Genomic DNA, 23,800 nt, shown 5'->3' on the forward strand with positions numbered 1-23,800 from the left:
TTTCCACCTACATATAATGAAGGAAGCTGGTTCAAACGTCTGATTCAAAATGGAGGAACAAAAAATCCTCTCCCACTAAAAGTGAGAGAGGATGCTCATCATTCTTTAATATCGCGAATGCTCAAGCGGTTGACCGCTTTCTTGAGCGCTAACTCCGCACGTCGGAATTCAGTATCCGAAATCTTCGAATCTTGAAGGCGACGTTCGGCGCGGAATTTCGCCGCAGAGGCGCGGTCGTAGTCGATCTTATCCGCCATTTCGGCCGTTTCAGCTAAGATCGTCACCATATCGGGACGAACTTCCATGAAACCGCCGCTGAGTGCGATCAGCGTGCGTCCACCATCTTCGTGGCGCAGTTTAAGGACCGAGACGTCGAGTGGCGTCACCATCGGGATGTGTTTCGGCAAGATACCGAGTTCACCTGTCACCGATTTGGCGACGACCATTCGTGCCTCGCCCTCGTAAGCTGCACCATCCGGGGTGACGACGTTGACGTGAAGAGTATTCATCGTCTAGTTTCCCCCTTCCGTGTAGGTCTTAGACCAACGTCTTCGCTTTTTCGATGACGTCTTCGATTGGACCAACGAGACGGAATGCGTCTTCTGGGAGATCATCGTGTTTACCATCGAGGATCTCTTTAAAGCCACGGACTGTCTCTTTAACTGGTACGTACGAACCTTGTTGGCCAGTGAACTGCTCAGCCACGTGGAAGTTTTGTGACAAGAAGAACTGAATCCGACGGGCACGGTGAACCGTGAGCTTATCGTCTTCAGACAACTCGTCCATACCGAGGATCGCGATGATATCTTGAAGCTCTTTGTAACGCTGAAGCGTCTGCTGGACGTTACGCGCGATTTCATAGTGCTCAGGTCCGACGATGTCAGGCGAGAGGGCACGTGAAGTCGATGCGAGCGGGTCAACGGCTGGGTAGATCCCCATCTCCGAGAGACGACGCTCAAGGTTGGTCGTTGCATCAAGGTGGGCGAACGTTGTCGCTGGAGCCGGGTCAGTATAGTCATCGGCTGGTACGTAAACCGCTTGGATCGATGTGACCGATCCTTTAGCTGTCGACGTGATCCGCTCTTGAAGCATACCCATTTCCGTCGCGAGTGTCGGCTGGTAACCTACGGCAGATGGCATCCGACCGAGAAGGGCCGATACTTCAGAACCTGCCTGTGTGAAACGGAAGATGTTATCGACGAAGAGAAGAACGTCTTGTCCTTGATCATCGCGGAAGTATTCTGCCATCGTGAGACCCGTCAAGGCAACGCGTAGACGCGCGCCCGGCGGCTCGTTCATCTGACCGAATACCATCGCCGTCTGCTTGATAACGCCTGATTCCGTCATCTCGTGGAACAAGTCATTTCCTTCACGCGTACGCTCGCCGACTCCTGCGAATACAGAAATCCCGCTGTGCTCTTGCGCGATGTTGTTGATGAGTTCCTGGATGAGAACAGTTTTACCTACACCGGCACCACCGAAGAGGCCGATTTTACCACCTTTGATGTACGGTGCGAGAAGGTCGACGACTTTGATCCCTGTTTCCAAGATCTCAACATTTGTCGACAATTCATCAAACGTAGGTGCGAGACGGTGAATCGGTGCCCGACGTACAGTCGGTGAAACTTCTTTATCGTCGATTGGGTTACCGAGTACGTTGAAGACACGACCGAGCGTCTCTTCTCCGACTGGTACTGAAATCGGTGAACCTAAGTCAAGTACTTCCATGCCGCGGCGAACGCCGTCCGTTGAGTCCATCGCAATCGTACGGACCGTGTCATCCCCAAGGTGAATCGCCACCTCGAGCGTCAAGTCGACACTGACATCTTGCGCCGTCTCTGCCACGTACGTGACTTTGAGGGCGTTATAGATGTTCGGTAAGTGGTTCTCGAACTTAACGTCGATAACTGGGCCCATGACTGCGACTACGCGGCCTTTTATGCCGTATTCGTTCATCGTGTTAGCCTCCTACAATCTAGAGGGCGTGCGCTTATTCAAGCGCAGCCGCACCTCCGACAATCTCTGTGATTTCTTGTGTGATCGCCGCTTGGCGCGCGCGGTTGAACTTGAGCTTGAGTCCGCGGATGAGATCATCCGCATTGTCTGTCGCGTTCGCCATCGCCGTCATCCGAGCCGCGTGCTCCGATACTTTCGCATCGAGAAGCGCGCCATAGATGAGCCCTTCCGCGTATCGCGGGAGGAGCGCTGCTAAGATCGTTTCTTCTTCTGGTTCGTATTCATACATCACATTAGATGCGGTCTGTTCGATATTCCCAAGCGGAAGCAATCGATCCATCTTCACTTCTTGGCTGATGACAGAGATGAACGAGTTGAAGCAGAGCTTCAATTCATCGATCTCGCCTTCACTGAACGCGCCGACCGTCTGTTTGACGATCTCCGCGACTTCAACGAATGTTGGCTGGTCGTTAAGTCCTGTCATCGCACTGTACACCGGAATGTTACGTGTCTTGAAGAACTGAACGCCGACCTTCCCGATCACGTACAGACGGTACTCGTCTGTCGAATCGTGTTTGGCTTTCAACTCGCGGTACACGTCGCGAAGGACGCTGGCGTTGTATCCACCAGCAAGTCCGCGGTCCGACGTGATGACGATGTAGCCGGTCCGTTTGACGGGACGGACTTGAAGCATCGGGTGTGTTGCGCCTGAAGTACCGCCGGCAATCGACGAGATGACTTCTTGCAACTTGGTCATGTACGGCTTGAAGTTGGCGTTGCTCCCTTGAGCGCGGTTCAACTTCGAGGCCGACACCATGTTCATCGCTTTCGTGATTTGCTTCGTGCTTTGGGTCGAGGTGATCCGCATCTGGATCTCACGTAATGATGCCATTTCGATTCACCACCTTAATAGACGCTCGTCACCGGATTAAACCGATGGCGAGAATGTCTTTTTGAATTCCGCAATTGCATCGACCATCGCCTCGTCAGCAGGAAGGTTTCCTGTTTGACGGATTTCACGGCAAAGGTCCGCACGGTTTTGGTCGAGCCATGCGTTCATGTCTTTTTCGAAACGACGGATGTCTTCGACTGGGACGTCATCGAGATGACCTTTCGTGAGAGCGTAGATGATGAACACTTGCTTGTCGACCGAGAGCGGTGCGTTCAATTCTTGCTTCAAGACTTCAACCGTCCGTTGTCCACGGTTCAACTTCGCTTGTGTCGCTTTATCGAGGTCTGACCCGAACTGGGCGAACGCCTCGAGCTCACGGTATGACGCGAGGTCAAGACGGAGCGTACCGGCAACTTTCTTCATCGCTTTCACTTGAGCCGCACCACCTACACGCGATACCGAGAGACCGGCGTTGATCGCGGGACGTACCCCTGAGAAGAAGAGGTCTGACTGAAGGAAGATTTGACCGTCTGTGATCGAGATAACGTTCGTCGGGATGTAAGCCGAGATATCCGACGCTTGTGTCTCGATGAACGGAAGAGCTGTCAGCGAGCCGCCACCGAGTTCGTCGTTCAACTTCGCCGCACGCTCAAGAAGGCGTGAGTGGAGGTAGAAGACGTCACCTGGGTAGGCTTCGCGGCCTGGAGGACGACGGAGAAGAAGCGAGAGCTCACGATAAGCTGCCGCTTGTTTCGAGAGATCATCATACACGACGAGGACGTGTTGTCCGCGGTCCATGAAGTACTCACCCATCGATACCCCTGCAAACGGCGCGAGGTAAAGAAGCGGGGCAGGCTGTGAAGCCGAAGCCGAAACGATGATTGTGTAATCGAGGGCACCATTTTTACGGAGCGTCTCAACTACGCCACGGACAGTTGATTCTTTCTGACCGATTGCGACGTAGATACAAACCATGTTTTCTTCTTTTTGGTTGATGATCGCATCGATTGCGACCGATGTCTTACCAGTTTGACGGTCACCGATGATGAGCTCACGCTGACCGCGACCGATTGGTACGAGGGCGTCAATCGCCTTGATCCCAGTTTGGAGCGGTTCGTGAACTGACTTACGGGCCATAACGCCGTAAGCTTTACGTTCAATCGGGTTGTATGTGTCCGTCACGATCGGTCCAAGACCGTCGATTGGTTGTCCGAGCGGGTTGACGACGCGTCCGAGGAGCGCATCACCGACTGGTACTTCCATGATGCGGCCCGTACGTTTAACCGAGTCGCCTTCTTTGATACCTTTGTAGTCGCCGAGGATGATAATCCCGACGTTGCCTTCTTCTAAGTTTTGCGCCAAGCCCATTATGCCGTTTGAGAACTCTACGAGTTCTCCTGCCATAACGTTATCGAGTCCGAATGCACGAGCGATACCGTCACCTACTTGAATGACTGTACCTGTCTCACTAACTTCGATTTCAGAACCGTACGAAGCGATTCGCTCTTTTAGCAGGGCGCTGATTTCTTCAGCTTTGATCGTCATTGAATTCACCCCTATTTCTTACGCATTCAACAATTCACGCTCAAGGCGTGTTAGTTTAGTTTCGATTGTGTCATCATACGTCGTGTAACCGATCTGGACACGAAGTCCACCGATAACCTGTTCATCGACGACGTTCTTCAATTGAAGCGTCTTGTTCATCTTCTGACCGAAGACGAGTTCGACTTCTTTCAACTCTGCTGCCGACAACGGGTAAGCACTTGTGACGAACCCTTCAGCGATGCCGCGGAAGTCGTTGATGTAATCTAAGACATAACGCGGCAGCCCGCGAACTTCGCTCGCACGGTCGTTCTCGACCATGACGAGAAGTGTGTTAAGCACGATATCTGTCATATCACCAAAGCTGTGTGTTAAAAGCTGTACAAGCTCGCTGTCGCTGACTGCAGGATTCGTTAAGAGATCCGTCAGTTCAGGCGTCGCGTGGAGCACTTCATCGAGCAGACGCACTTCCGCTTCGACTTGGTCGAGCGTGCCTTGCTCCCGCGCTAAGTCGAAGAGCGCTTTGGCATAGCGTTTTGCTAACGATATGTTCATCAGTTAGCGCCTTTCGCTTTAGACAGGAAGTCTGTGACGAGGGCACGTTGTTTCACTTCGTCGCCTTTAAGGTCTGACTGAAGGACGTGGCGTGCTGCCGAGAGCGCCTGTGTGACGACTTCGGTTTGAAGCGACTGTTTCGCGAGCTCGCGCTCACGCTCGATCGCTTTTCCAGCCTCGATCTTGATTTTTTCGGCTTCCAAACGCGCCTGCTCCACCAAGCGTGCTTGTTCGGCTTCAGCTTGACGACGGCTTGAGTCAAGCATCTCTTTTGATTCTGTACGTGCGGCGCTTAAAGCGTCACGTTGTTCGACGACATATGTCTCCGCGTCTTTGCGGCTCTTTTCAGCAAGCTCGATTTCGTTCGCTACATACTCTTCACGCTGTCTCATCATTCCAAGGAGTGGTCCCCAAGCAAATTTCTTCAACAGGGCCAAGAGTACGAGGAATGTGAAAAGTGTAAAGATCATATCCAGGATGCGGAGGCCTTCGCCACCAGCACCAGCTGCAATCATCATCGTATCCATGCATACCCTCCTCTTGACTAAATAAGTGAGGGAGGCTTGCTCCCTCGTTTGTTGTTCTCGTTAACTCGTAATCAAGAGTTGAGGAGAAGGAAACCGACAGCCACACCGATGATCGGGAGGGCCTCAACCAAACCGATACCGATGAACATCGTTTGACGAAGTTCGTTTTTAAGTTCTGGCTGACGTGCTTGTCCTTGTACTGTTCCGTATACGATGAGACCGTTACCGATACCAGCCGCGAGTGCTCCGAGACCGATAACGATTGCTGTTGCGAGAAGATTCATTTGTTCCATTGTGTATGTTCCTCCTAAAAGTAAGTAAATAGTTTTTTTGTTCAACGCTTTGGCGAGGCCAGCTTATCCGAATCAATGCTCGGCTGAAGCTTTATGCCCGATGTACACCATTGCAAGCGTCAGGAAAATGTAGGATTGGATAACCCCGATAAAGATTGAGAAACCTTGCCATAAAATCATCGGCAGGATTGCGAACACAGCACCAAGCGGGTTAAGTGCCCCTTGTGCGGTAATTGCGAGTCCCAAGATGATGGTAATCATGATTTCACCGGCAAAGATGTTACCGTAAAGACGCAGACCGAGCGTCAAGGTGTTCGCGAACTCCTCGATAAGCTTGATCGGCAATAAGAACCAGACCGGCTTCACGAATTCCGCCGAATAGTGCTTGAAACCGTGTAGCTTCACGCCGTAATAGTGTGACATTGCAACGACGAGTGTCGACAACGCCAATGTGACGTAAGGATCGGCCGTCGGTGAGTTGAACCATAGATAGTGACCGGAAATGACGTTGAACGGCAGACCCATCAAGTTCGAAATCAGAATGAACAAAATCAACGTCATCCCAAACCCGATAAAGCGGCCTCCTGTCTTCCAATCCATCGCACTCGAGATGATCCCGCGTACGAATTCCGCGAAGAATTCCATCAAGTTCTGCTTACCTGTCGGCTTCATGGCCAAGCGTCGTGTTCCCCAAACGGCGAACGCAAAGACGAGCAGTGATGCGATTAGCACCGTAATGACGTTCGTCCAGCTCCCATATAACGTATAGTCTCCAAGTTGTAGAGAATATGTGGGAAACTCATGACCCATTAGTATTCACCTCTTTTCCTGCTGAGCTGGGCAAGTGTGAACTCGCCAAATTGTATGATGTGGCCGGCGATTAGACCAGTTACCACCGCAATCAGCGATACTCGATCCTCATAGAAGAGACCGACTATCACGGCTAACGCACCGACTGCCATTCTTGAAACAGTCCCGTGCGATTTCGGGCGTCGCCCATGTTCGATCACGTCAAACATCCGAATGACGCTGCGATTCTGCATATGTAGAATGATCAGACTGGCGACCCCACCCAGGAACAAGCCGAGAAATACCGGTTTGTACACAGGGACGATGAGCGCTCCGACGAGGAGAATGGCGAACCATCCGACAAACCACTTCGTATAGCGTTTCATCAACTCTTGTTGTGCTTTTCTGTCTGCTTGCACTTGTTGTAGTTCCGTTTGTTCTAGCTTCATTCGTCCTCTCCTGTCATTAAACTTCGAAGGGTGAGTACGAGCGCGGTGATCCCGATAAACATTCCGAGAAACACCGACACATTCCAACCAAACGTGCCCCAAAATTCACGTCTCGCCCCATATTGGCCGACGAGATAACCGATGACGATCGGTCCGGCGAGCGCGGTCGAGATTTGTGAGGCGAGCGAGGCGTAGGATAGGTAACGATTGTCTTTTTTCGTCATCCTAGTCCCCCTTTCTAACTGGCAGCCAGCACTTCATCTTCTTCGATTCACACTCGCGTGACCATCAAAAGTCACACAAGTTCAGAGTAATGGAAATAGCATAAGAAGTCAATTGATTTCACAATTATAAAAGCGCTTTAAACCAAGTCGTATCAAGGCTTTTACGCACTTCACAAACTAAATTAAAATCACTAAATTTTAAAGAAGTGTGAAGAAACGGTGAAATAAAAATGTTGACTTTATAATATTTCACAAACCGAATCAGATGAGGAATAGTTCAGTTATACATCCGCGTATTGGAAAATACAACGTAAACCTCCCCACGTTCACAAAAGGTTTTAAAACGGACGCTGATTTCGCATTGAAATCGTTTTCATTATCCTGTATCAGTATACCGATTATCTTTTTGCCGTGTCGAGCGATTCTGACAAATTTGTAGTGACGAATCTCACATCATCATTTCTAAGCATGAATCGGCTGAAAACCCAACGCCATCAAGCCGGAACCGATGCCAACCTTTGTCGGAAGTCTGCAATTAAGATGTAAGCGTCATCTATATTTGTGTCTATTTTGTGACTTCAAAACTGATAATCGCGTCTCTCTTGCCATGAGCGGCTCTTCGCACTGTTTAAACAGCAAGTAATAATCCCCCCTTTTACAACCTGTTAAACACTTTTTCCGAAAATAATGTTTACAATCCTTCGACAACGGGCAAATAAGGTTATGTGAAAATAATTTTTGAAAAGAGTTGAGTCAATGATTGAGTTTAAAAATGTAGAGAAGACCTTCAAAAGTACGACTGTACTGAAGGAAATGAACTTGACGATTAACAAAGGCGAACTCGTCGTCTTTATCGGCCCATCCGGCTGCGGTAAGACGACGTCGCTTAAAATGATCAACCGTTTGATCGAACCGACGTCCGGGACGATCATCGTCAACGGTCAAGACACACGCAAGATGGACCCGATCGAACTGAGACGCCAAATGGGTTACGTCATTCAACAGACCGGCCTCTTCCCTCATATGACGATCCGCGAGAATATCCAATTGATCGCCGGTCTCGAAGGACACGCCGAACAGGATATGGACGCCCGGACCGAGCACTTGCTCCGCATGGTCGGCCTCGATCCGGATCAATTCATCGATCGCTATCCGAGTGAACTGAGCGGCGGTCAACAGCAGCGCATCGGCTTCGCCCGCGCCCTCATGAACGACCCGGAAGTCATCTTGATGGACGAGCCGTTCAGCGCCCTTGATCCTGTGACACGGAACGACCTCCAAGAAGAACTGTTCAACCTGCAAGAGGAAGTCAAGAAAACGATTGTATTCGTCACCCACGATATGGATGAGGCGATCAAGCTGGCTGATCGTATTTGTATCATGCGTGACGGGGAAATCGTTCAGTTCGATACACCGGAACAGATTCTCCGTAACCCGCAGGACGAGTACGTCGAAGCGTTCATCGGTAAAAATCGAATTTGGAACAGCCCTGAATACATTAAAGCGAAAGATATCATGATCACGGACCCTGTCTCGATCAGCGGCAAACGCACGGTGTTGCAAGCGATTGAAATCATGCGTTCACGCAAAGTCGACAGTCTCCTGATCACGGACCGCGATCGCGTCCTTCAAGGACTCATCAAATTGAAAGACGTCCACGGGATCCAAGATAAGACGAGACGACTCGAGGAAGTCATGAACGTGAACTACGCTTTCGTCTCGAGCGAGGACTCGCTCCTCGATATTTTAGACGTCATGAACACGAGCGACCAAGGCTATCTGCCGGTCGTGACCGGACCTATCCTTAACGGACTCATCACACGCAGCAGTTTGCTTTCCGTCCTCAGTGAGCAATTCATGCAAGAGGAGGAAACAATATGAATACGATTCAATCTTTTTTCAATTACGTCGCGGGCAACACCGACCAAATCGGTACGCTCTTGCTTGAACACTTGCAACTGACCGTCTTCGCCGTCTCGCTCGCAGTACTGATCGGTGTCCCGCTCGGTATTTTGATTCTCCGGATGCCACGCCTCGCCAAACCGATCCTCGGTCTGACGAGCGTCGTTCAGGCTGTGCCAAGTCTTGCCTTGCTCGGTTTCCTCATCCCGTTCATCGGAATCGGTTCGACACCGGCCATCATCATGGTCGTCCTGTATTCACTGCTTCCGATCGTGAAGAACACGTACACGGGTCTGTCGAGCATTCCAGGTGACACGCTCGAATCCGCTAAAGGGATCGGCCTCACCGATCGCCAAATTTTAAGCAAGATCCAATTGCCGCTCGCCTTGCCGATCATCATGGCCGGGATTCGCATATCAGCCGTCACAGCTGTCGGTCTCATGACGATTTCAGCGTTCGTCGGAGCAGGTGGTCTCGGTTACCTCGTCTTCGCCGGTATCCAGACAGTCGACAACAACCAGATTTTAGCAGGTGCGATTCCGGCCGGTCTACTCGCACTCTTGATCGACTTCATCGTCAGCCGTATCGAGTATAAAGTCGCTCCGAACGGGATCGTCCTCGCTGACGGACGGATGAAGAAGAAAAAACACCGTCCCGCTAGAAAAGTGGCGAAACCGCTCATCGTGATCGCGACAGCGTTCGCCTTGCTCCTCGCCGGTTCGATCTACGCCTTTACCCGTGAAGACGATACGATCGTCATCGGTTCGAAAAACTATACGGAGCAAGCGATCCTCGGGAACATGGTTGCCGATTTGATCGAAGACAAGACCGACCTCGAGGTGAAGCGTCAACTTAACCTCGGCGGTACGCAAGTCGCGTTCAGCGCACTCCGGACCGGTGAAATCGATGCCTATGTCGAGTACACAGGCACACTCTTCGTCGACGTCTTGAAGCAAGAAGTCGATAACGACCCGGACGCTGTCTACGAACAAGTCCGGTCGCAAATGCAAGAGCGGTTCGATATCCGGACACTCGATCCGATTGGATTTAACAATACGTTCGCCATCGCCGTCAAACAAGAAGACGCCGACAAGTATAACTTGAAGACCGTCTCTGACCTTGCCGCGGTGAGTGATGAGCTCGTCTTCGGCCCGACAATCGAATTCTCGAACCGGGAAGACGGCTATCTCGGCTTGAAAGAAGTGTATCCGTTCAACTTCGCAGACGTGAAACCGGTCGATGGCGGCCTTCGTTACACGGCGCTCATGAACGGCGAGAGCCAGGCAATCGATGGTTTCTCAACCGATGGCCTATTGAAGCGGTTCGAACTCGTCGTCCTCGAAGACGATCAACAGTTCTTCCCGCCTTACTACGCCGTCCCGATCGTCAATGAAGAGACGCTCACCGAGCATCCTGAGCTCGCAGACGTGTTGAACTTGCTCAACGGCAAAATCACGGACGAAATCATGCAAGAGTTGAACTACCTCGCCGACGTCGAAAAACAACGTCCCGAGAAAGTGGCTCACGACTTCCTCGTCTCTGAAGGTTTGATCGAAGAATAAAGACAGAAATCCCGCCCCTTGAAAAGGGCGGGATTTTGTCTGTCCGTTTGTTGACCACGTTGGTCGTTTTCGGCGCCTCGAATCGAACGACCTACATCGCTTTCCCCATCGAAACGCGGTTGCGTCCGCTTTGCTTCGCCTGATAGAGCGCTCGGTCAGCCGCTTCGATCAAATCAGACTTCTCGACGTCTAGTCCGGGGATGTGTTCTGCGACACCGATGCTGACGCTCACTTTGCGGAGCGGCTGATACGCTTCATGCAAAATGTTCAGCTTAAGAACCGCTTGGCGAATCCGTTCAGCGACTTCTTTTGACTGACGGGCATGGTGCGGCCGAAGTAACACCGCGAACTCCTCGCCGCCATAGCGGGCGACCATGCCATCTTCCCCGACCGCTTTATAAACGGCGTGTGCGACCCGTTCGAGACAGGCGTCCCCCGCCAAATGACCGTACGTATCGTTATACAGTTTGAACGCATCGATGTCGAGCAGGAGGAGCGCGACATCCGTACTTGTTTCTTCCGTCTCATCCCAAAGTCGCTCGAGCTTTTCATCGAAGGCACGGCGATTCCAAACGCCGGTCAAAGCGTCATGAAGCGACCGATGGATCAGCGCCTGCTTGCTGCGCTCGAGCCGGAACGTGTGCACGAATGCGAGCAACAAGAGGATGGCGATCGCGACGACGATGACGATCACCCACGTCGCCGAATTCGAGGCACTGACACTTCGCTGTGACGCCTCTTGAATGATTTTGTCGATGTCCTCCCGGATGTCGGCGTCAACGTCTCGAAATTGATTGATGTAATCAATCCCACTATAGCGCCGCGCATTCGCTTCCACAATTTTGCCCGCATCGACGAGGGCAAGCTGTGACTCATAAAACATCTCCATCTCATTGATGAGCGGAAGCGCCTCTCCTTGAATGATTTCCTGCATAATCGGATGACGATGGTCAAGCTCGTGGATGACTTGGATCGTCTCAGCAAGAGCATACTTCGTCTCATTATATTGTCGGAGCGACAACATATCTTGATTATATGTATAGCCACGGACCGATAACTCTTGATCGAGCAGGAGCGCGAACAGTTCAGACGCCGCGTTCGCGATCGGAATCGCCTCTTCGACGATACGCTCGTTCTGCCGTTCGATGTTTTGGAAGGCGCTGTAGCTCCATAGACTCGTCAAAAACAGCGCTAATAACGCAATCAACAGATAGGCTTGCAAAAGTGACAGTTTTGGCCTCATGGTCGTTCTCTTCCTCATTTCAACAGATGACATTCGCTTCTGTCTTCACTATCGGTTGTTGCTTCGGTTTTCTCAACTATTATGGATTGGTTTTGACAGATTGAGTGCACAAAAAAGGAGGATCCGACTGGAGCCTCCTTTCGTTTTGCTTATTTTGTTCCGAACAAACGGTCACCTGCGTCACCGAGTCCTGGCACGATGTAGCCATGTTCGTTCAACTTCTCGTCGAGTGCGGCGAGATAGATTTCAACGTCTGGGTGCTCGGCTTGAACGCGTTCGACGCCTTCTGGCGCTGCGCAGAGACAAGCAAGCTTGATCGACTTCGCGCCGTGTTTTTTAAGGGCTGCGATCGCATCAGCTGCAGATCCGCCGGTCGCAAGCATCGGGTCGACGACGATGAAGTCACGCTCGGTAATATCTGTCGGCAACTTGAGATAGTATTCGTGCGGCTCGAGCGTCTCCGGGTCACGGTAAAGACCGATGTGACCGACTTTGACGTTCGGCATCATTTTGAGGAAGCCATCCACCATGCCGAGGCCTGCCCGTAAAATTGGGACGATTCCCAATTTCTTGCCGGCAATCATCTTTTGTGTCGATACCGAGACCGGTGTCTCAATCTCCACATCAGTAAGCGGAAGGTCGCGTGTAATTTCATATGCCATGAGTGAAGAAACCTCTTCTACGAGTTCGCGGAACTGCTTCGTCCCCGTCTCTACTTTGCGCATAATCGTCATCTTGTGCTGAATCAATGGGTGATCATAAACGTGTACTTTTCCCATTTTGCTTCACTCCTCTCTAAATCTCTCTCGAGCATTGTACCCCAACTTCTCGTAGAAAGGTAGGGTCAACTTCCGTTTTTGAAGAGGTCAGACGAAACCCCAAGGGCCAGTTTGACACCTTGGGGTTGATCTACCTTCTAGATTAGAATTTGAAGAAGTTTAAAAAGCCGGCTGTCTTGTGCTTGGCTTTTGCACACATGTTGCCTTTGGCTTTTTCGTGCTCCACGAACTTGGCATGCTTAGCAGCATGTTTTTTCGCGTGCTTCTTCGCTTTCTTTTTGTCTTTTTTCAGTTCTTTTTCTGTTTTCTGCTTCGGCTCAGCTTGCTTCGAATCTTTTTGCTCGACTGGCTTCGTTGTCGTGCTCGTCGATGCAGTAGGCTTCGTCGGCGCTGTTGTCGGTTTTGACGCAGTCGACGTCTCTGTCGCCGGTTTTGTTGCTACCGGTTTTGGCGCAGTCGATGTTTCCGTCGTCGGTTTCGTCGCTACCGGCTTTGTTGCTGTTGACGTTTCCGTCGCTGGCTTCGTTGCTTCCGGTTTTGGTGCAGTCGATGTTTCCGTCGCTGGTTTCGTCGCTTCCGGCTTTGGTGCAGTCGATGTTTCCGTCGCTGGCTTCGTTGCTTCCGGTTTTGGTGCAGTCGATGTTTCCGTCGCTGGCTTCGTCGCTTCCGGTTTTGTTGCTGTTGACGTCTCTGTCGTTGGTGCTACCACGACAGGTGCCGGAGTCGGTGCCATATCTTTCGTCCGTGTCACAAGACCTGCGTTCCAGTTCACATAAGCGTCTGCTTCGTGGAAGTGGATAAACTTCGAGTCAGCGGCAAGCTTGTGGCTCTCCGCACTTTGACGCGTCGAAATCGTGAGCGTTTTGACCGAATGTTTCGTGTCGACTGCTTGAAGTTTTTTGATCATGTTTTGTGACCAGGCGTCGCTTTTGATCGTGTCGGCGTTGAAGCTCTCCCACATGATGCCATCGACGTAAGGTGCTGTCGACGTTTCGAGTGTGTCAAAGCCCCAGTTTTGGACCATAGCGATGTTGCCGTAACGGGCACGCGCTTCTTTCAAGAAGTTGACGAGACCGTCACGTTGCTGCTTGAGCACGGTCGGGTTGTTCAAATGTTCGTTGTCGATATCGCCGACCGTATCCATGAACACGCCATCGATCCCTTTAGCGATGACTTGGTTTTGGATTTCCGTGAGCAAGAGCCCTTGGAAGTGCGGTGAAGCGATGTTCGTCAAGTAAGAATCCCATTCCGGGTAGTGGACACGTTGTCCGTTACGCGTGAAGAAATCACCTGACTGAAGTTTTGACATGAGACCGGTGTTCCACGTCGCGACTTCCATGACACTAATATAACCGAGTACTTTCGTACCGCGTGACTTGATCTGTTCAACTTGAGCTTTTGTATAATGAAGCGGCTCGATGATGACGAGATCATAGTTTTGCATATCTTTGATGATCGTTTCGGTCGGATGACCATAATACACTTGATAGTTCTTCACACCGTCGAGTGGGTTCATCGTTTGCGCTCCCGTTTTTGACATGTTCAGACTAACAATTAACAACACTACCGTTAGAGACATAATAATCTTTTTCAATTTCAATACCTATTCCTCTCCTGATGACTGACAAAACTTGGTGACGGACAATGATGGTTGAATTGAGATGTGTCTCTCCGTTCCCCCTTTTCTTCATAAATTGATGACGAGAAGGTTAGTGCTGTGTGTTTTATAGTTGTATCGGATTCATGTATGTAATGTTGAACCTTCGCAAAAAAAATTATAGGATAGTTTTCCAGCAAAATATAGTGTCAATTTAACGACAAAAAAACCGCTTCATGACATAGTCTTGTCATAAAGCGGGTAATATATCTAGTTCAGCTATTATATCGAATCGATCGATTCAACAATTCCTCGAGCCGCATCAGGTCGATTGCGTACGTTTGTTTCGTCGTCAGGTCGATGAGGTAGACCCGTTGATCCCCAGGTTCGACCCAAACCTCGAAATGTTGCTCTTGTAAGTGTTCGTACAAGGAGAGTATCCCGTGTTGGACGGCTGCTTCTGACTTGTCTCCGCCTGTCACATGCGTCAGGAGTTCGAACAGCTCTTGCGTATTCGGTCCATCTAGATATGACGTCTTCCCCTTCGTCTCGTACGTGGCGAGCTTCGTCTTCACCGAACGAGCGGACGAACTCATCAGCTTCGTGGTCATCGGCCGTCTGACACTGCCCCAAACTTCGATGACCGCATCATATTGTTTAGACAATGTGAGCGAGGTGGCGTCGCTTACGTCTCCAATCGGCTGTTCAGCAAGCACGACTCGTTTCAACAGTTGGCGTTTTGAATGATCGAGCGTGAACACATCAGTTGTCGAATCGGTATATACATACTTTCCGGTGAAGGCGCTTGGAAGAACGGTGCGTTCCCACGACGATTCCGTACCCATCTGTAGCGCTACCCTGCCATCCGCTAACTTCGTGAGGAAAGCGTATCCGTCATTCTTTCCGCTCTTGAATACGAACAGCCCCGGTTCAATCGTCCGGTCGAGCGTCCGGCCGTTCCGCATCACCTCATACGTCACGTACAACGAACCGCTGTCCGGCGTCTGGTAGCGGAATGTCGATCCCGGGACGATTGTTTCATGCGCTTGATTCACCCGGAACAAGTTGACGATTTTTGCGACATCGGGTTCCGGATAAAACGAGACCGCCTCTCCGACGTCGGTCTCGACTAGTTCACTCGAGATGAGCGACTCGAATTCGTTGACGGGGTCAATCCGGAACGTCCGCTCAATTTGTTCGTGGCTGTTCGCACAAGACAAATAACGGTCGTCACCGCTCACCCAATACTTAATCGTCTGACTGCCGAGCTCTGCATACAGCGGATGGCGAAACGTCACTTCAGCCACCTCGCCCCGGCGTGACGGGAGCCGTTCCGTCGTTTGTTGTCGACAATAAGCGAGCAGTCGCTTCTCTGTTTCCGGTAAAATGTGTTCCTGCTCATCCTGATTCGTCACGTACGCTTCGAGCGGGCGTAACGCGAGGGCGTTAATCTCTTCTTTCGAACCACAACCGCTGAGGCAACAGAGGGCGAGCAGGGCAGTCCAACTCAGTCTCATCACTCGTCTCCCCTCTCCCTACATCGTCGTTATATGTATTATGTTATGTTGGCATAAATTCCCTCTCCATCATATCATAAGATACGAATCGATTATGTTTGCAGAAATATTACGAATCAAAAACGGGTGCCTCCAGCGGGCACCCGTTCGTTCATCAATTGTCATCATCTTGGTCGTCATCTTGATCATCTTGATTGTCATCCCGACCGTCATCACTATCATCGCTAGCGTCATCGCGATCATCTGCGCTGCTACGGTCATCATCACGTTCGATCTCTTTGACTTGCTCTTGCATGTTCAATTCAAGTTTGACGCGATCACCGGCTGTTGGCATCTCATCATCGATTTCATAGCGAGCGGCGAGTGGGTACGTCACTTGCTTCCCGTCACGCTCAATGACGACGTCTCGATCCGAGAGGCTGACGAAACTACCGTAAATGTCGAAGTCGTCGCTCTCCCGGTCGACTTCTTTCACTTCATTGTTTTGATTGAACTCGAGTTTGACACGGTCACCGGCTTTCGGGGTGTCGTCATCGATCTCATGGCGTGCCGCAAGTGGGTACGTCGATTCTTTTCCGCTAAAGCTGATCGTCACGTCCTGATCTGACAAGCTGACGAGCGTCCCGTATAGTTCATAGTCGTCATCGTCGACCGAACGGACGGGCACGTCACTTGAAGATGCGTTCGATTCGGAAGTAGCGGCAGCTTCCTTCGCAGCGTCGTCGGTTCCACTATTGGCACTATCGATGGCGCGTGGGATGATGACCGTATCCGTCTTGTCGTTCGCGACATACAATCCGATCCCTGCGACAGCGAGTACGGCCAGGCCGACCCCTAAAATCCACCCAAGTAATTTCATGATGTTTCCTCCTCGTTCCATGTGCTGTTCCTTCTCTACACCTTCATCATAGAACGTTGACGTTAGAGCACCACGAGGATTTCATTAGAAAATGATGAGTGCCTGAGAAACTTTCCTCATTTGGTGACGAAGAATATGCTCCCGTCCGGCGCGTTCGCGTAACTCCCAACCTTCCAACCGTTCAAGTCGGCGACTTCTTTGGCGATGGCAAGCCCGAGACCGCTGCCGCTCCGGTCGCGCGCCTCATCAAGCCGATAGAACCGGTCGAACAACCGCGCACGCGCCTCCTCGGTCAGAGTTGTCCCATGGTCACGCACCTCAATCCGATTTGATGTCATCGTTACGCTCGTGTCGGTCGCGTACTTCAAGCTGTTATCGATGAAGATGACAATCAATCGCTGCAACGAGTCACGATGTCCAGCCCAACTCCCTGCCGCGTCGATCGGGACGTGTTTTCCGTGCGACCGTTCGAACCGTTCTTCAAGTTGGAGCGCGAGATCGCTCAAATCGATCTGTTCGACTTCGATGTCCTCTAAAGCGGCGAAGCGACTCAGTTCAAGCATCGGTTCAATCAAGTCCTCCCGCATCTGTCTCGACTCGGTCAAAATATGATCAATCGCCTCGTCGCGTACGACGGGGTCATGTTGACCCCAACGTCTGAGCAACTTGGCGTACCCTTCAATAACGGTGAGCGGGGTTTTGAGTTCATGTGAAACATCCGCGACGAAACGGCGTTGTTGCTCCATCGACCCTTCGACACGGGCAATCATCTGATTGAACCCTGTCGCGAGCGTCGACACCTCATCTTGATTCGGACCGACGTCAATCGTCTCGAGGGTCCCTGATTCCGTGATCCGGCCCATCGTCGACTCGAGCCGCCGGAGCGGATCGAGTCCTTGGCGCACAATCCATAAACTTCCGACGAACGTCATCGCCACCGCAATCAAGAAAATGACGAGGAAAATCGTCGCGAGCGTCTGTAGCGTCTCACTTACCGCCGCGTCTTGAAAGGCGAAACCGAGACCGTTCGACGTGGCGATGACGAACCAGTCATCAATCAGTGCCGGCTCCCCAAAATTGATGGGAAAACTCAAACCGTCTGCCGCCTGCCCGCCGGTGATGCCCCAATCGCCATTGCTCTGTCGCTCGAGGACGACACTGTCCTCATGCAGCGACAGCACGGCCTGACGGTTCCGCTCATCCTCTTCGAGCAGACTGAGCGCTTGACGGAGCACGTCATAGCGGGCGTCGACGATTTGCTGGCGCGAGACGATCCAGGCGACCCCGAACGACGTGATGAGTAAAAACAGCATGAACCCGGCCATCCCGAGGGCGATTTTCGTCCGTAATTTCATACTCACTCACCACGCTTCAGCATATAGCCGACGCCTCGTACCGTCTGAATCCAAGAACCTCCGAGTTTCTTCCGTAAGTAACGCACGTATACGTCGACGACGTTCGTGTCCCCATAATAGTCGAAACCCCAGACGTGCTCGACGAGTTGGTCGCGCGTGAGCACGCGTTCCGGATGCTCGAGCAAATAGACGATCAAATCGAATTCACGACGAGTCAACTCGACTTTCTGTCCCTCGCACGTCACCTCATGCCGGTTAACGTCGACCGTGAGTCCCTCATAGGACAAAACACGTTCAGTCGCATCGACATGGACGTGCTGGCGCATCCGCAAAAATGCACGGATCCGGGCAAGCAGTTCCTCCATCTCGAACGGTTTTGTGATGTAATCATCCGCCCCAAGGTCGAGCCCGCTCACTTTATCGTACCGGTCGCCCCGCGCCGTCACCATCAAGACCGGGAGCAGCGGTTGTTCTTCCTTCACCCGACGGACGACCTCGAGCCCGCTCATTTGCGGAAGCATCACGTCTAAAAGCATCAAGTCGATCCCCCCGGCGAGCGCTCGTTCAAGCCCGCTGCGTCCGTCGTGGGTGACCTCGACTTGATAGCCGGCGTGCATCAGTTCAAGTTCAAGCAGTCTGGCAATTTTGGCATCGTCTTCTACGACGAGGATTGTCGGCATATAGTTCATCCTTTCTTGAAAAAAAGCGCCGAGCAGTCCGCCCGACGCATCCTTATTCTGTTCCCGGATTCATCAGTCGAAAAACGGACGAACCGCTTCTGGAATCGCTTGTTCGACGCGAAGCTCGATCGAGTCGCTGAAGCGTTCAAACGAGGATTCGATTCCCTCCGCTTGGAACGACACGTCAGTTCCGAATTGAACGATTTGATCGAGCCAGGCATTTCCGGTCAGGGTGAAAATCAAAAATCCTGCCACTCCGGCTGCCATCAATGTGAGTGCGAGCGCCCCGATGATTGCGCCTTTCATGAATCGGGCGACTTTACCTGTTGTACTGCGTTGCATGTGCCTCTCCCCCTACTTCTTTTTCTTTACTGTACGGGAGCGGGTTGAGAAACGTTGGTGAACCAGATTAGAATTTGATGAGAAAAAGGTTGCGGCATGGCCGCAACCTCATTCGTCTTCTAGTACCGATTTCGCAATCGGTGCCCAATATGTGCCTTCCATCGCGGCGACTTCGGCGAGCGTCGTCCGGTACGCTTCGTCCCCGGCCTTCTTCTCAGCGATGCCCTTCATCCACAGGACGTCTGTCTTGTAGCCCGATTCCGGGTACGTTTCGACGTACGCCGCATAGTCCGACACTTCTGCTTCTCCGAGCTTGTTGTCGACGAGGAGGCGATAGAAGCCGACGGCCTGTTCTTGCCCGGCTTTCGGCGTGCCTTCGAGGAGGGCGTCCGCCTCTTTATAGCGCTTGTCTTGGACGAGCGTCTCGACATCCGCAAGCGGAATGACTTGTTGTGTCGCCGACGCTTCCTCTTCGACCGGCGCTTCTTCCGTCTGCAACGCCTCGTTCGCTTCCTCGAGACGGGCGACTTCTTGCTCGAGCTCTTCTAGCCGTTTGGCGAGCGCCTCGTCCTCGGTCACCGTCTCGACCCGTGGCGCGTCTTCAGTCACCGGTACGGCGGGTGGAGTCGCTTCAGGCCAAAATGCGAGGGCGACAAGCGCCAACGCGACGACAGCCGGTAGTCCGAGCCACTTCTTGTCCCATTTAAAGACGTCACGCCATGGCGAGAGGTCCGCATGCTGCATGACGGCTGGCGACAACGAACGAAAGCGGCGCTTGGCCGCCTTCTTTCCGTTCGCTTTCATTTCGAGCGCGAGTCCGAGCCGATGGAACGCTGCCGGCACTTTCATCCCGAGAAGCGGCACAATCCGTTCGCTCGCCTCGACGTAATAGCCGTGGTCAAGGAGCGTCATCACGACGCCAAACTCGTTCGCGACGAGACGGAACGTCGGGTCATGCTCTCCTTTTCGGATGAGCCATTCCGTCATATCGATGAGCGGCAGTTCTGCAAGTTCCCGTTCTGCTAGTGTCCGTGCGTCCATTCGTCAGCCTCGTTCAGGATAGAGCGAGAATTTCGCCGTCAAGGCACGTACGTCTTCGTGCGCCTCGGCGAGCACTGCTTCATCTTCATGGTTTGTCAGGACACGACCGATCAGACGAGCGACTTCACGCATGTCGTCTTCTTTCAAACCGCGTGTCGTCATCGCTGCCGTCCCGAGACGGATCCCGCTCGTGACGAACGGTGATGCCGGGTCGAACGGGATCGTGTTCTTGTTGACCGTGATACCGGCTGCATCGAGCGCATGCTCGGCCGCTTTACCGGTAATATCGATGCCACGGAGGTCGACGAGGAGGAGATGGTTGTCCGTACCGCCCGATACGATGCGGAGCCCTTCTTCTTCTAAACCTTGCGCGAGCACTTGTGCGTTTTTGATGACTTGCGCCTGATAGTCTTTAAACTCCGGTTGGAGCGCCTCTCCGAACGCCACCGCTTTCGCGGCGATGACGTGCATGAGCGGGCCGCCTTGAATACCAGGGAAAATTGACTTATCGATTGCTTTGGCGAACTCTTCTTTACAAAGGATCATCCCGCCGCGCGGGCCGCGAAGCGTCTTGTGCGTCGTCGTCGTCACGAAGTGCGCGTGCTCGACTGGGTTCGGATGGAGTCCGGCCGCGACGAGTCCGGCGATGTGGGCCATATCGACCATGAGATAGGCGTCGACGCTGTCGGCGATTTCACGGAACTTGGCGAAATCGATCGTCCGCGGGTATGCTGACGCTCCGGCGACGATCAGTTTTGGTTTATGTTCTTTCGCGAGGGCTGCGACGACGTCATAGTCGATGTGTTCTGTGTCTTTGTCCACACCGTACTCGACGAAGTTGTACTGGACGCCCGAGAAGTTGACCGGACTTCCGTGCGTCAAATGGCCACCGTGCGACAAGTTCATGCCGAGCACCGTGTCGCCCGCTTCAAGCACCGTGAAGTAGACGGCCATGTTCGCTTGCGCACCCGAATGCGGCTGGACGTTGGCGTGTTCTGCACCGAACAGTTCCTTCGCCCGGTCGCGTGCCAAGTTTTCGGCCACGTCGACGAACTCACAACCACCGTAGTAACGGCGACCTGGGTAACCTTCGGCGTATTTGTTCGTGAGAACCCCGCCTTGCGCTTCCATGACCGCTTCTGAGACAAAGTTCTCCGAGGCGATTAGTTCGATGTTCTCCCGTTGACGGGCGAGCTCGTGTTGCATCGCTTCAAACAATTCCGCATCCTGCACTTTCAACTTCGTCGTGTTTACCATGTTGAAACCCCCTCTGAATGTCTAAAAATCAACAACCCCATCGTACCATATGCTCGTTTTTTTGGGTATCGTCATAATCGGGCTCAAAGTTGGGTATGGTATTGAAGAAGAACATTAGAGGAGGATAATTATGATTGAGACGAGACAAGTGACGATTACCCCGTTCGAGCGCGAGCGGACGGTCCGGATTTATACACCTAACGACTACGAGCTGACGGACAAGCGCTACCCGGTGCTCTACATGCACGACGGACAGAACGCGTTCGACGACGCGGACGCGAGCTACAATATGAGCTGGCGCGTCGGAGAGTATTTGGACGCCTCAAAGCGCGACTTGATCGTCGTCGCCATCGATAGCGCACCGGGTGAAATGCGCCTCGACGAATACGGCCCTTGGGAAAATCCGTTCGTCGGGGAAGCGCTCTATGGTCGAGAATTGACACTAGGCGGCCAAGGCTCGGCCTACATCGAATATATCGCCCAAGAGCTGAAGCCGATGATTGACGACGCGTATCGGACGAAACCAGACGAGACCGGGATGATTGGCAGTTCGATGGGCGGCCTCATCTCGGTGTATGCCGCCTCCGTCTATCCGGACATCTTCAAACGCGTCGCTTCCTTGTCGTCAGCGTTCTGGTTCAACCAGACCGAACTCGAGCAGTTGATCGAGTCGAGTGATTTGAAAGGTATCGAGCGACTATATATGGACGTCGGCCGTAAAGAAGTCGAACAGCCGTCAGAGGATGGGCCGACGAACGAGATGTATCTCGAGTCGAGCGAGCGCGTCTACGCCTTACTACGCGACAAAGTCGATCACTTGCGTTTCGAAGTCATCGAAGAAGGTGTGCACAACGAACTCGCCTGGCGCGAACGTTTCCCGATGGTCGTATCGTATCTGTTCAGTGAAGACGTATAACGCAAAAGACAGCCGGTCGCTATGACCGGCTGTCTTTGTTATTTCGCTGGATAGTGCGCCCGAGGGCCACCGATTAGTTTCGGTCTTGTGACGGCGAACGTGACGTACGCCTCGCCGAGCTGTTTCGCCGATAACCGGACCGGGATCGCGACCGGCTTCAAGTGCATGCCGATCAACGTCGATCCGATGTCGATCCCAGCGTCCGCTTGAATCGATTCGACGACGCACGGCGCGTTGAGGCGCTCATACGCTTTCTCCGCCATCGCCCCACCCGCTGAGCGGACCGGGACGACGGTCACTTCGGTCAGACCGAACTGCTTCTGCGTCCGACGCTCGACGGTGAGGGCACGGTTAATGTGCTCGCACCCTTGAAACGCCAGATGGACGCCCGTCTTGTCACGAAACGCGAGAAACGCTTCGATGAATTCCGACGCCACATCGATCGATCCGGCTTTCCCAATCGTCTTGCCGATGACTTCGCTCGTCGAACAGCCGATGATGAGGATCTTGTCCTCATCGAGCGGAAAGCGTTCGTGCAGCTCCAACAGCAGGTTCGAAAGTTCAGCTTTCATCACGGTCACTTCGTTTCGTAAGCGCTCATTTTGTCGACACGGTTCGAGTGACGTCCGCCCTCGAAATCTGTATCGAGCCACGTCGCCACCAAGTCAATCGCGAGCCCCGGTCCGACGACACGCTCGCCCATCGTCATGATGTTCGAGTCGTTGTGTTGACGTGTCGCCTTGGCGCTGAACGAGTCGTGAACGAGTGCTGCGCGGATCCCTTTAACTTTGTTCGCCGCAATGCCGATACCGATCCCTGTGCCGCAAATCAAGATGCCGCGGTCGAACTCGCCGGCAGCGACAGCCTCAGCGACCGGGATGGCTACGTCTGGATAATCGATCGACTCGGCCGAGTGTGTCCCGAAATCTTTATACTCGTGGCCAAGCTCTTCTAGTAATCCAATGATGTCTTTTTTTAAGTTGAATCCGCCGTGGTCGGCGCCGATTGCAATTTTCATGTGTTCATTCCCCCGTCTTCTTTGGTAGGCGTCTCGGTGGTTTCGTCACCTTTGACCCGTCATTCGTCAATTTTAGCACAAGTCGATTGACGAGTGGTTCGAGTTCGTTTCGGACTTGGCGATAGACGTTCATCGAGCCTCCGAACGGGTCGTTAATGTCACGTTCGAGCCCGGTCACGAACTCATATAATGTGAACGTACGATCGGCCAAATCCGGATACGTATCCCGAATCTGTTCGCGGTGTGCCCGCGTCATCGTCAAAATGATGTCTGCCCAACGTCCGAGTACGTCGTCGAACGTCTGCGTCACGTGTTCGAGTTCAATCCCTCGTTCACGTAATACTTGAAGAGCGTTTTCTGAGGCATCAAACCCTTGCATCGTCCGAACTCCAGCCGAACGAATATCAAATTCGTCGCCTGTCACTTTCGAGCGGAGCAGGGCCATCGCCATCGGGCTTCGGCATGTGTTCCCACTACATATGAATAATACGCGTTTCATTGACAT

General features: G+C 52.5%; 26 protein-coding genes. 3 read left to right on the plus strand and 23 right to left on the minus strand.

Annotation, left to right across the window (positions count from 1 at the left end; translation table 11 throughout):
- Window positions 1–98 precede the first annotated feature (98 nt).
- From EVJ21_RS07125 to EVJ21_RS07170, 10 genes are all read right to left on the minus strand, one after another.
- Window positions 99–509, minus strand: coding sequence for a F0F1 ATP synthase subunit epsilon (locus EVJ21_RS07125; RefSeq protein WP_016510237.1), 411 nt, complete (start codon window positions 507–509; stop codon window positions 99–101).
- Between the two features lie 28 nt (window positions 510–537).
- Window positions 538–1,956 (minus strand): F0F1 ATP synthase subunit beta, encoded by a 1,419-nt coding sequence (gene atpD, locus EVJ21_RS07130; protein WP_131490235.1) that lies wholly within the window; start codon window positions 1,954–1,956, stop codon window positions 538–540.
- 34 nt (window positions 1,957–1,990) lie between these two features.
- Complete coding sequence (gene atpG, locus EVJ21_RS07135) at window positions 1,991–2,848, minus strand: ATP synthase F1 subunit gamma (protein WP_071398353.1); 858 nt, start codon at window positions 2,846–2,848, stop codon at window positions 1,991–1,993.
- 36 nt (window positions 2,849–2,884) lie between these two features.
- Window positions 2,885–4,393 carry a F0F1 ATP synthase subunit alpha gene (gene atpA / locus EVJ21_RS07140; RefSeq protein WP_016510234.1) on the minus strand — a complete coding sequence of 503 codons (1,509 nt, stop codon included), beginning with the start codon at window positions 4,391–4,393 and terminating at the stop codon, window positions 2,885–2,887.
- Window positions 4,394–4,411: 18 nt separating this feature from the next.
- On the minus strand, window positions 4,412–4,945 hold the full coding sequence (locus tag EVJ21_RS07145) for a F0F1 ATP synthase subunit delta (RefSeq protein WP_131490236.1): 534 nt from the start codon (window positions 4,943–4,945) through the stop codon (window positions 4,412–4,414).
- Window positions 4,945–5,472 (minus strand): F0F1 ATP synthase subunit B, encoded by a 528-nt coding sequence (gene atpF, locus EVJ21_RS07150; protein ID WP_016510248.1) that lies wholly within the window; start codon window positions 5,470–5,472, stop codon window positions 4,945–4,947. The genes EVJ21_RS07145 and atpF overlap by 1 nt, the downstream gene beginning before the upstream one ends.
- A gap of 71 nt (window positions 5,473–5,543) precedes the next feature.
- Window positions 5,544–5,756 (minus strand): F0F1 ATP synthase subunit C, encoded by a 213-nt coding sequence (gene atpE / locus EVJ21_RS07155; protein WP_035386543.1) that lies wholly within the window; start codon window positions 5,754–5,756, stop codon window positions 5,544–5,546.
- Between the two features lie 81 nt (window positions 5,757–5,837).
- Window positions 5,838–6,575 (minus strand): F0F1 ATP synthase subunit A, encoded by a 738-nt coding sequence (atpB, locus tag EVJ21_RS07160; RefSeq protein WP_016510243.1) that lies wholly within the window; start codon window positions 6,573–6,575, stop codon window positions 5,838–5,840.
- A complete protein-coding gene (locus EVJ21_RS07165; RefSeq protein ID WP_070328179.1) occupies window positions 6,575–7,003 on the minus strand; it encodes an ATP synthase subunit I in 429 nt (142 codons plus the stop codon). Before EVJ21_RS07165 ends, atpB begins: the two co-directional genes overlap by 1 nt.
- Window positions 7,000–7,227: a hypothetical protein gene (locus EVJ21_RS07170; RefSeq protein WP_071398354.1), complete on the minus strand. Its 228-nt coding sequence runs from the start codon at window positions 7,225–7,227 to the stop codon at window positions 7,000–7,002. Before EVJ21_RS07170 ends, EVJ21_RS07165 begins: the two co-directional genes overlap by 4 nt.
- A 756-nt stretch (window positions 7,228–7,983) precedes the next feature.
- On the opposite strand from EVJ21_RS07170, the gene EVJ21_RS07175 reads away from it, so the two are divergent.
- Both EVJ21_RS07175 and EVJ21_RS07180 read left to right on the plus strand, forming a co-directional pair.
- Window positions 7,984–9,108, plus strand: coding sequence for an ABC transporter ATP-binding protein (locus tag EVJ21_RS07175; protein ID WP_070328182.1), 1,125 nt, complete (start codon window positions 7,984–7,986; stop codon window positions 9,106–9,108).
- On the plus strand, window positions 9,105–10,691 hold the full coding sequence (locus EVJ21_RS07180) for an ABC transporter permease/substrate-binding protein (RefSeq protein ID WP_131464590.1): 1,587 nt from the start codon (window positions 9,105–9,107) through the stop codon (window positions 10,689–10,691). The genes EVJ21_RS07175 and EVJ21_RS07180 overlap by 4 nt, the downstream gene beginning before the upstream one ends.
- A 91-nt stretch (window positions 10,692–10,782) precedes the next feature.
- On the opposite strand, the gene EVJ21_RS07185 is transcribed toward EVJ21_RS07180, so the two are convergent.
- The 10 genes from EVJ21_RS07185 to glyA form a co-directional block, all read right to left on the minus strand.
- Window positions 10,783–11,934, minus strand: a complete 1,152-nt coding sequence (locus EVJ21_RS07185) for a diguanylate cyclase domain-containing protein (protein ID WP_236636572.1) — start codon at window positions 11,932–11,934, stop codon at window positions 10,783–10,785.
- Window positions 11,935–12,083: 149 nt separating this feature from the next.
- Window positions 12,084–12,713, minus strand: a complete 630-nt coding sequence (gene upp / locus EVJ21_RS07190; RefSeq protein WP_035386536.1) for a uracil phosphoribosyltransferase — start codon at window positions 12,711–12,713, stop codon at window positions 12,084–12,086.
- A 142-nt stretch (window positions 12,714–12,855) separates the two neighbouring features.
- Window positions 12,856–14,229, minus strand: a complete 1,374-nt coding sequence (locus tag EVJ21_RS07195; RefSeq protein WP_161568954.1) for a glycoside hydrolase family 191 protein — start codon at window positions 14,227–14,229, stop codon at window positions 12,856–12,858.
- A 356-nt stretch (window positions 14,230–14,585) separates the two neighbouring features.
- The gene (locus EVJ21_RS07200; protein WP_131490238.1) at window positions 14,586–15,827 is read right to left on the minus strand and encodes a hypothetical protein; all 1,242 of its coding nucleotides are present in this window, start codon (window positions 15,825–15,827) and stop codon (window positions 14,586–14,588) included.
- A gap of 154 nt (window positions 15,828–15,981) precedes the next feature.
- Window positions 15,982–16,686, minus strand: coding sequence for a hypothetical protein (locus EVJ21_RS07205; protein ID WP_236636573.1), 705 nt, complete (start codon window positions 16,684–16,686; stop codon window positions 15,982–15,984).
- A gap of 116 nt (window positions 16,687–16,802) precedes the next feature.
- Window positions 16,803–18,041, minus strand: a complete 1,239-nt coding sequence (locus tag EVJ21_RS07210; protein ID WP_131490350.1) for a sensor histidine kinase — start codon at window positions 18,039–18,041, stop codon at window positions 16,803–16,805.
- Window positions 18,042–18,043: 2 nt separating this feature from the next.
- Window positions 18,044–18,721, minus strand: coding sequence for a response regulator transcription factor (locus EVJ21_RS07215; RefSeq protein WP_070328189.1), 678 nt, complete (start codon window positions 18,719–18,721; stop codon window positions 18,044–18,046).
- Between the two features lie 72 nt (window positions 18,722–18,793).
- The gene (locus EVJ21_RS07220) at window positions 18,794–19,063 is read right to left on the minus strand and encodes a hypothetical protein (RefSeq protein WP_131464600.1); all 270 of its coding nucleotides are present in this window, start codon (window positions 19,061–19,063) and stop codon (window positions 18,794–18,796) included.
- A gap of 108 nt (window positions 19,064–19,171) precedes the next feature.
- The gene (locus tag EVJ21_RS07225; RefSeq protein WP_131490240.1) at window positions 19,172–20,104 is read right to left on the minus strand and encodes a hypothetical protein; all 933 of its coding nucleotides are present in this window, start codon (window positions 20,102–20,104) and stop codon (window positions 19,172–19,174) included.
- Window positions 20,105–20,107: 3 nt separating this feature from the next.
- A complete protein-coding gene (gene glyA / locus EVJ21_RS07230; RefSeq protein WP_070328192.1) occupies window positions 20,108–21,361 on the minus strand; it encodes a serine hydroxymethyltransferase in 1,254 nt (417 codons plus the stop codon).
- A 130-nt stretch (window positions 21,362–21,491) separates the two neighbouring features.
- On the opposite strand from glyA, the gene EVJ21_RS07235 reads away from it, so the two are divergent.
- Window positions 21,492–22,277: an alpha/beta hydrolase gene (locus EVJ21_RS07235; protein WP_131464604.1), complete on the plus strand. Its 786-nt coding sequence runs from the start codon at window positions 21,492–21,494 to the stop codon at window positions 22,275–22,277.
- 38 nt (window positions 22,278–22,315) lie between these two features.
- On the opposite strand, the gene EVJ21_RS07240 is transcribed toward EVJ21_RS07235, so the two are convergent.
- The 3 genes from EVJ21_RS07240 to EVJ21_RS07250 are packed head-to-tail and all read right to left on the minus strand — an operon-like array spanning window position 22,316 to window position 23,800.
- The gene (locus EVJ21_RS07240; protein WP_370252014.1) at window positions 22,316–22,858 is read right to left on the minus strand and encodes a TIGR01440 family protein; all 543 of its coding nucleotides are present in this window, start codon (window positions 22,856–22,858) and stop codon (window positions 22,316–22,318) included.
- Window positions 22,855–23,295: a ribose 5-phosphate isomerase B gene (gene rpiB / locus EVJ21_RS07245; protein ID WP_070328195.1), complete on the minus strand. Its 441-nt coding sequence runs from the start codon at window positions 23,293–23,295 to the stop codon at window positions 22,855–22,857. Before rpiB ends, EVJ21_RS07240 begins: the two co-directional genes overlap by 4 nt.
- A 4-nt stretch (window positions 23,296–23,299) precedes the next feature.
- Complete coding sequence (locus EVJ21_RS07250) at window positions 23,300–23,800, minus strand: low molecular weight protein arginine phosphatase (protein ID WP_083274052.1); 501 nt, start codon at window positions 23,798–23,800, stop codon at window positions 23,300–23,302.

Origin of the sequence: Exiguobacterium sp. SH0S2 (genome assembly GCF_004337185.1) — a bacterium.
GTDB classification, from domain to species: Bacteria; Bacillota; Bacilli; order Exiguobacteriales; family Exiguobacteriaceae; genus Exiguobacterium; species Exiguobacterium aurantiacum_A.

Bases quoted from the DNA above. Each gene is read 5' to 3' on its own strand.
- EVJ21_RS07250 (WP_083274052.1), bottom strand. From the start codon at position 23,800: ATGTCAATGAAACGCGTATTATTCATATGTAGTGGGAACACATGCCGA.
- atpA (WP_016510234.1), bottom strand. From the start codon at position 4,393: ATGACGATCAAAGCTGAAGAAATCAGCGCCCTGCTAAAAGAGCGAATC.
- EVJ21_RS07235 (WP_131464604.1), top strand. From the start codon at position 21,492: ATGATTGAGACGAGACAAGTGACGATTACCCCGTTCGAGCGCGAGCGG.
- atpD (WP_131490235.1), bottom strand. From the start codon at position 1,956: ATGAACGAATACGGCATAAAAGGCCGCGTAGTCGCAGTCATGGGCCCA.
- EVJ21_RS07220 (WP_131464600.1), bottom strand. From the start codon at position 19,063: ATGCAACGCAGTACAACAGGTAAAGTCGCCCGATTCATGAAAGGCGCA.
- EVJ21_RS07175 (WP_070328182.1), top strand. From the start codon at position 7,984: ATGATTGAGTTTAAAAATGTAGAGAAGACCTTCAAAAGTACGACTGTA.
- EVJ21_RS07165 (WP_070328179.1), bottom strand. From the start codon at position 7,003: ATGAAGCTAGAACAAACGGAACTACAACAAGTGCAAGCAGACAGAAAA.
- EVJ21_RS07145 (WP_131490236.1), bottom strand. From the start codon at position 4,945: ATGAACATATCGTTAGCAAAACGCTATGCCAAAGCGCTCTTCGACTTA.
- EVJ21_RS07210 (WP_131490350.1), bottom strand. From the start codon at position 18,041: ATGAAATTACGGACGAAAATCGCCCTCGGGATGGCCGGGTTCATGCTG.
- EVJ21_RS07180 (WP_131464590.1), top strand. From the start codon at position 9,105: ATGAATACGATTCAATCTTTTTTCAATTACGTCGCGGGCAACACCGAC.
- glyA (WP_070328192.1), bottom strand. From the start codon at position 21,361: ATGGTAAACACGACGAAGTTGAAAGTGCAGGATGCGGAATTGTTTGAA.
- EVJ21_RS07195 (WP_161568954.1), bottom strand. From the start codon at position 14,229: ATGAACCCACTCGACGGTGTGAAGAACTATCAAGTGTATTATGGTCAT.
- atpE (WP_035386543.1), bottom strand. From the start codon at position 5,756: ATGAATCTTCTCGCAACAGCAATCGTTATCGGTCTCGGAGCACTCGCG.
- EVJ21_RS07200 (WP_131490238.1), bottom strand. From the start codon at position 15,827: ATGAGACTGAGTTGGACTGCCCTGCTCGCCCTCTGTTGCCTCAGCGGT.
- EVJ21_RS07205 (WP_236636573.1), bottom strand. From the start codon at position 16,686: ATGAAATTACTTGGGTGGATTTTAGGGGTCGGCCTGGCCGTACTCGCT.
- rpiB (WP_070328195.1), bottom strand. From the start codon at position 23,295: ATGAAAATTGCAATCGGCGCCGACCACGGCGGATTCAACTTAAAAAAA.
- atpG (WP_071398353.1), bottom strand. From the start codon at position 2,848: ATGGCATCATTACGTGAGATCCAGATGCGGATCACCTCGACCCAAAGC.
- EVJ21_RS07170 (WP_071398354.1), bottom strand. From the start codon at position 7,227: ATGACGAAAAAAGACAATCGTTACCTATCCTACGCCTCGCTCGCCTCA.
- upp (WP_035386536.1), bottom strand. From the start codon at position 12,713: ATGGGAAAAGTACACGTTTATGATCACCCATTGATTCAGCACAAGATG.
- atpF (WP_016510248.1), bottom strand. From the start codon at position 5,472: ATGGATACGATGATGATTGCAGCTGGTGCTGGTGGCGAAGGCCTCCGC.
- EVJ21_RS07225 (WP_131490240.1), bottom strand. From the start codon at position 20,104: ATGGACGCACGGACACTAGCAGAACGGGAACTTGCAGAACTGCCGCTC.
- atpB (WP_016510243.1), bottom strand. From the start codon at position 6,575: ATGGGTCATGAGTTTCCCACATATTCTCTACAACTTGGAGACTATACG.
- EVJ21_RS07125 (WP_016510237.1), bottom strand. From the start codon at position 509: ATGAATACTCTTCACGTCAACGTCGTCACCCCGGATGGTGCAGCTTAC.
- EVJ21_RS07185 (WP_236636572.1), bottom strand. From the start codon at position 11,934: ATGAGGCCAAAACTGTCACTTTTGCAAGCCTATCTGTTGATTGCGTTA.
- EVJ21_RS07215 (WP_070328189.1), bottom strand. From the start codon at position 18,721: ATGCCGACAATCCTCGTCGTAGAAGACGATGCCAAAATTGCCAGACTG.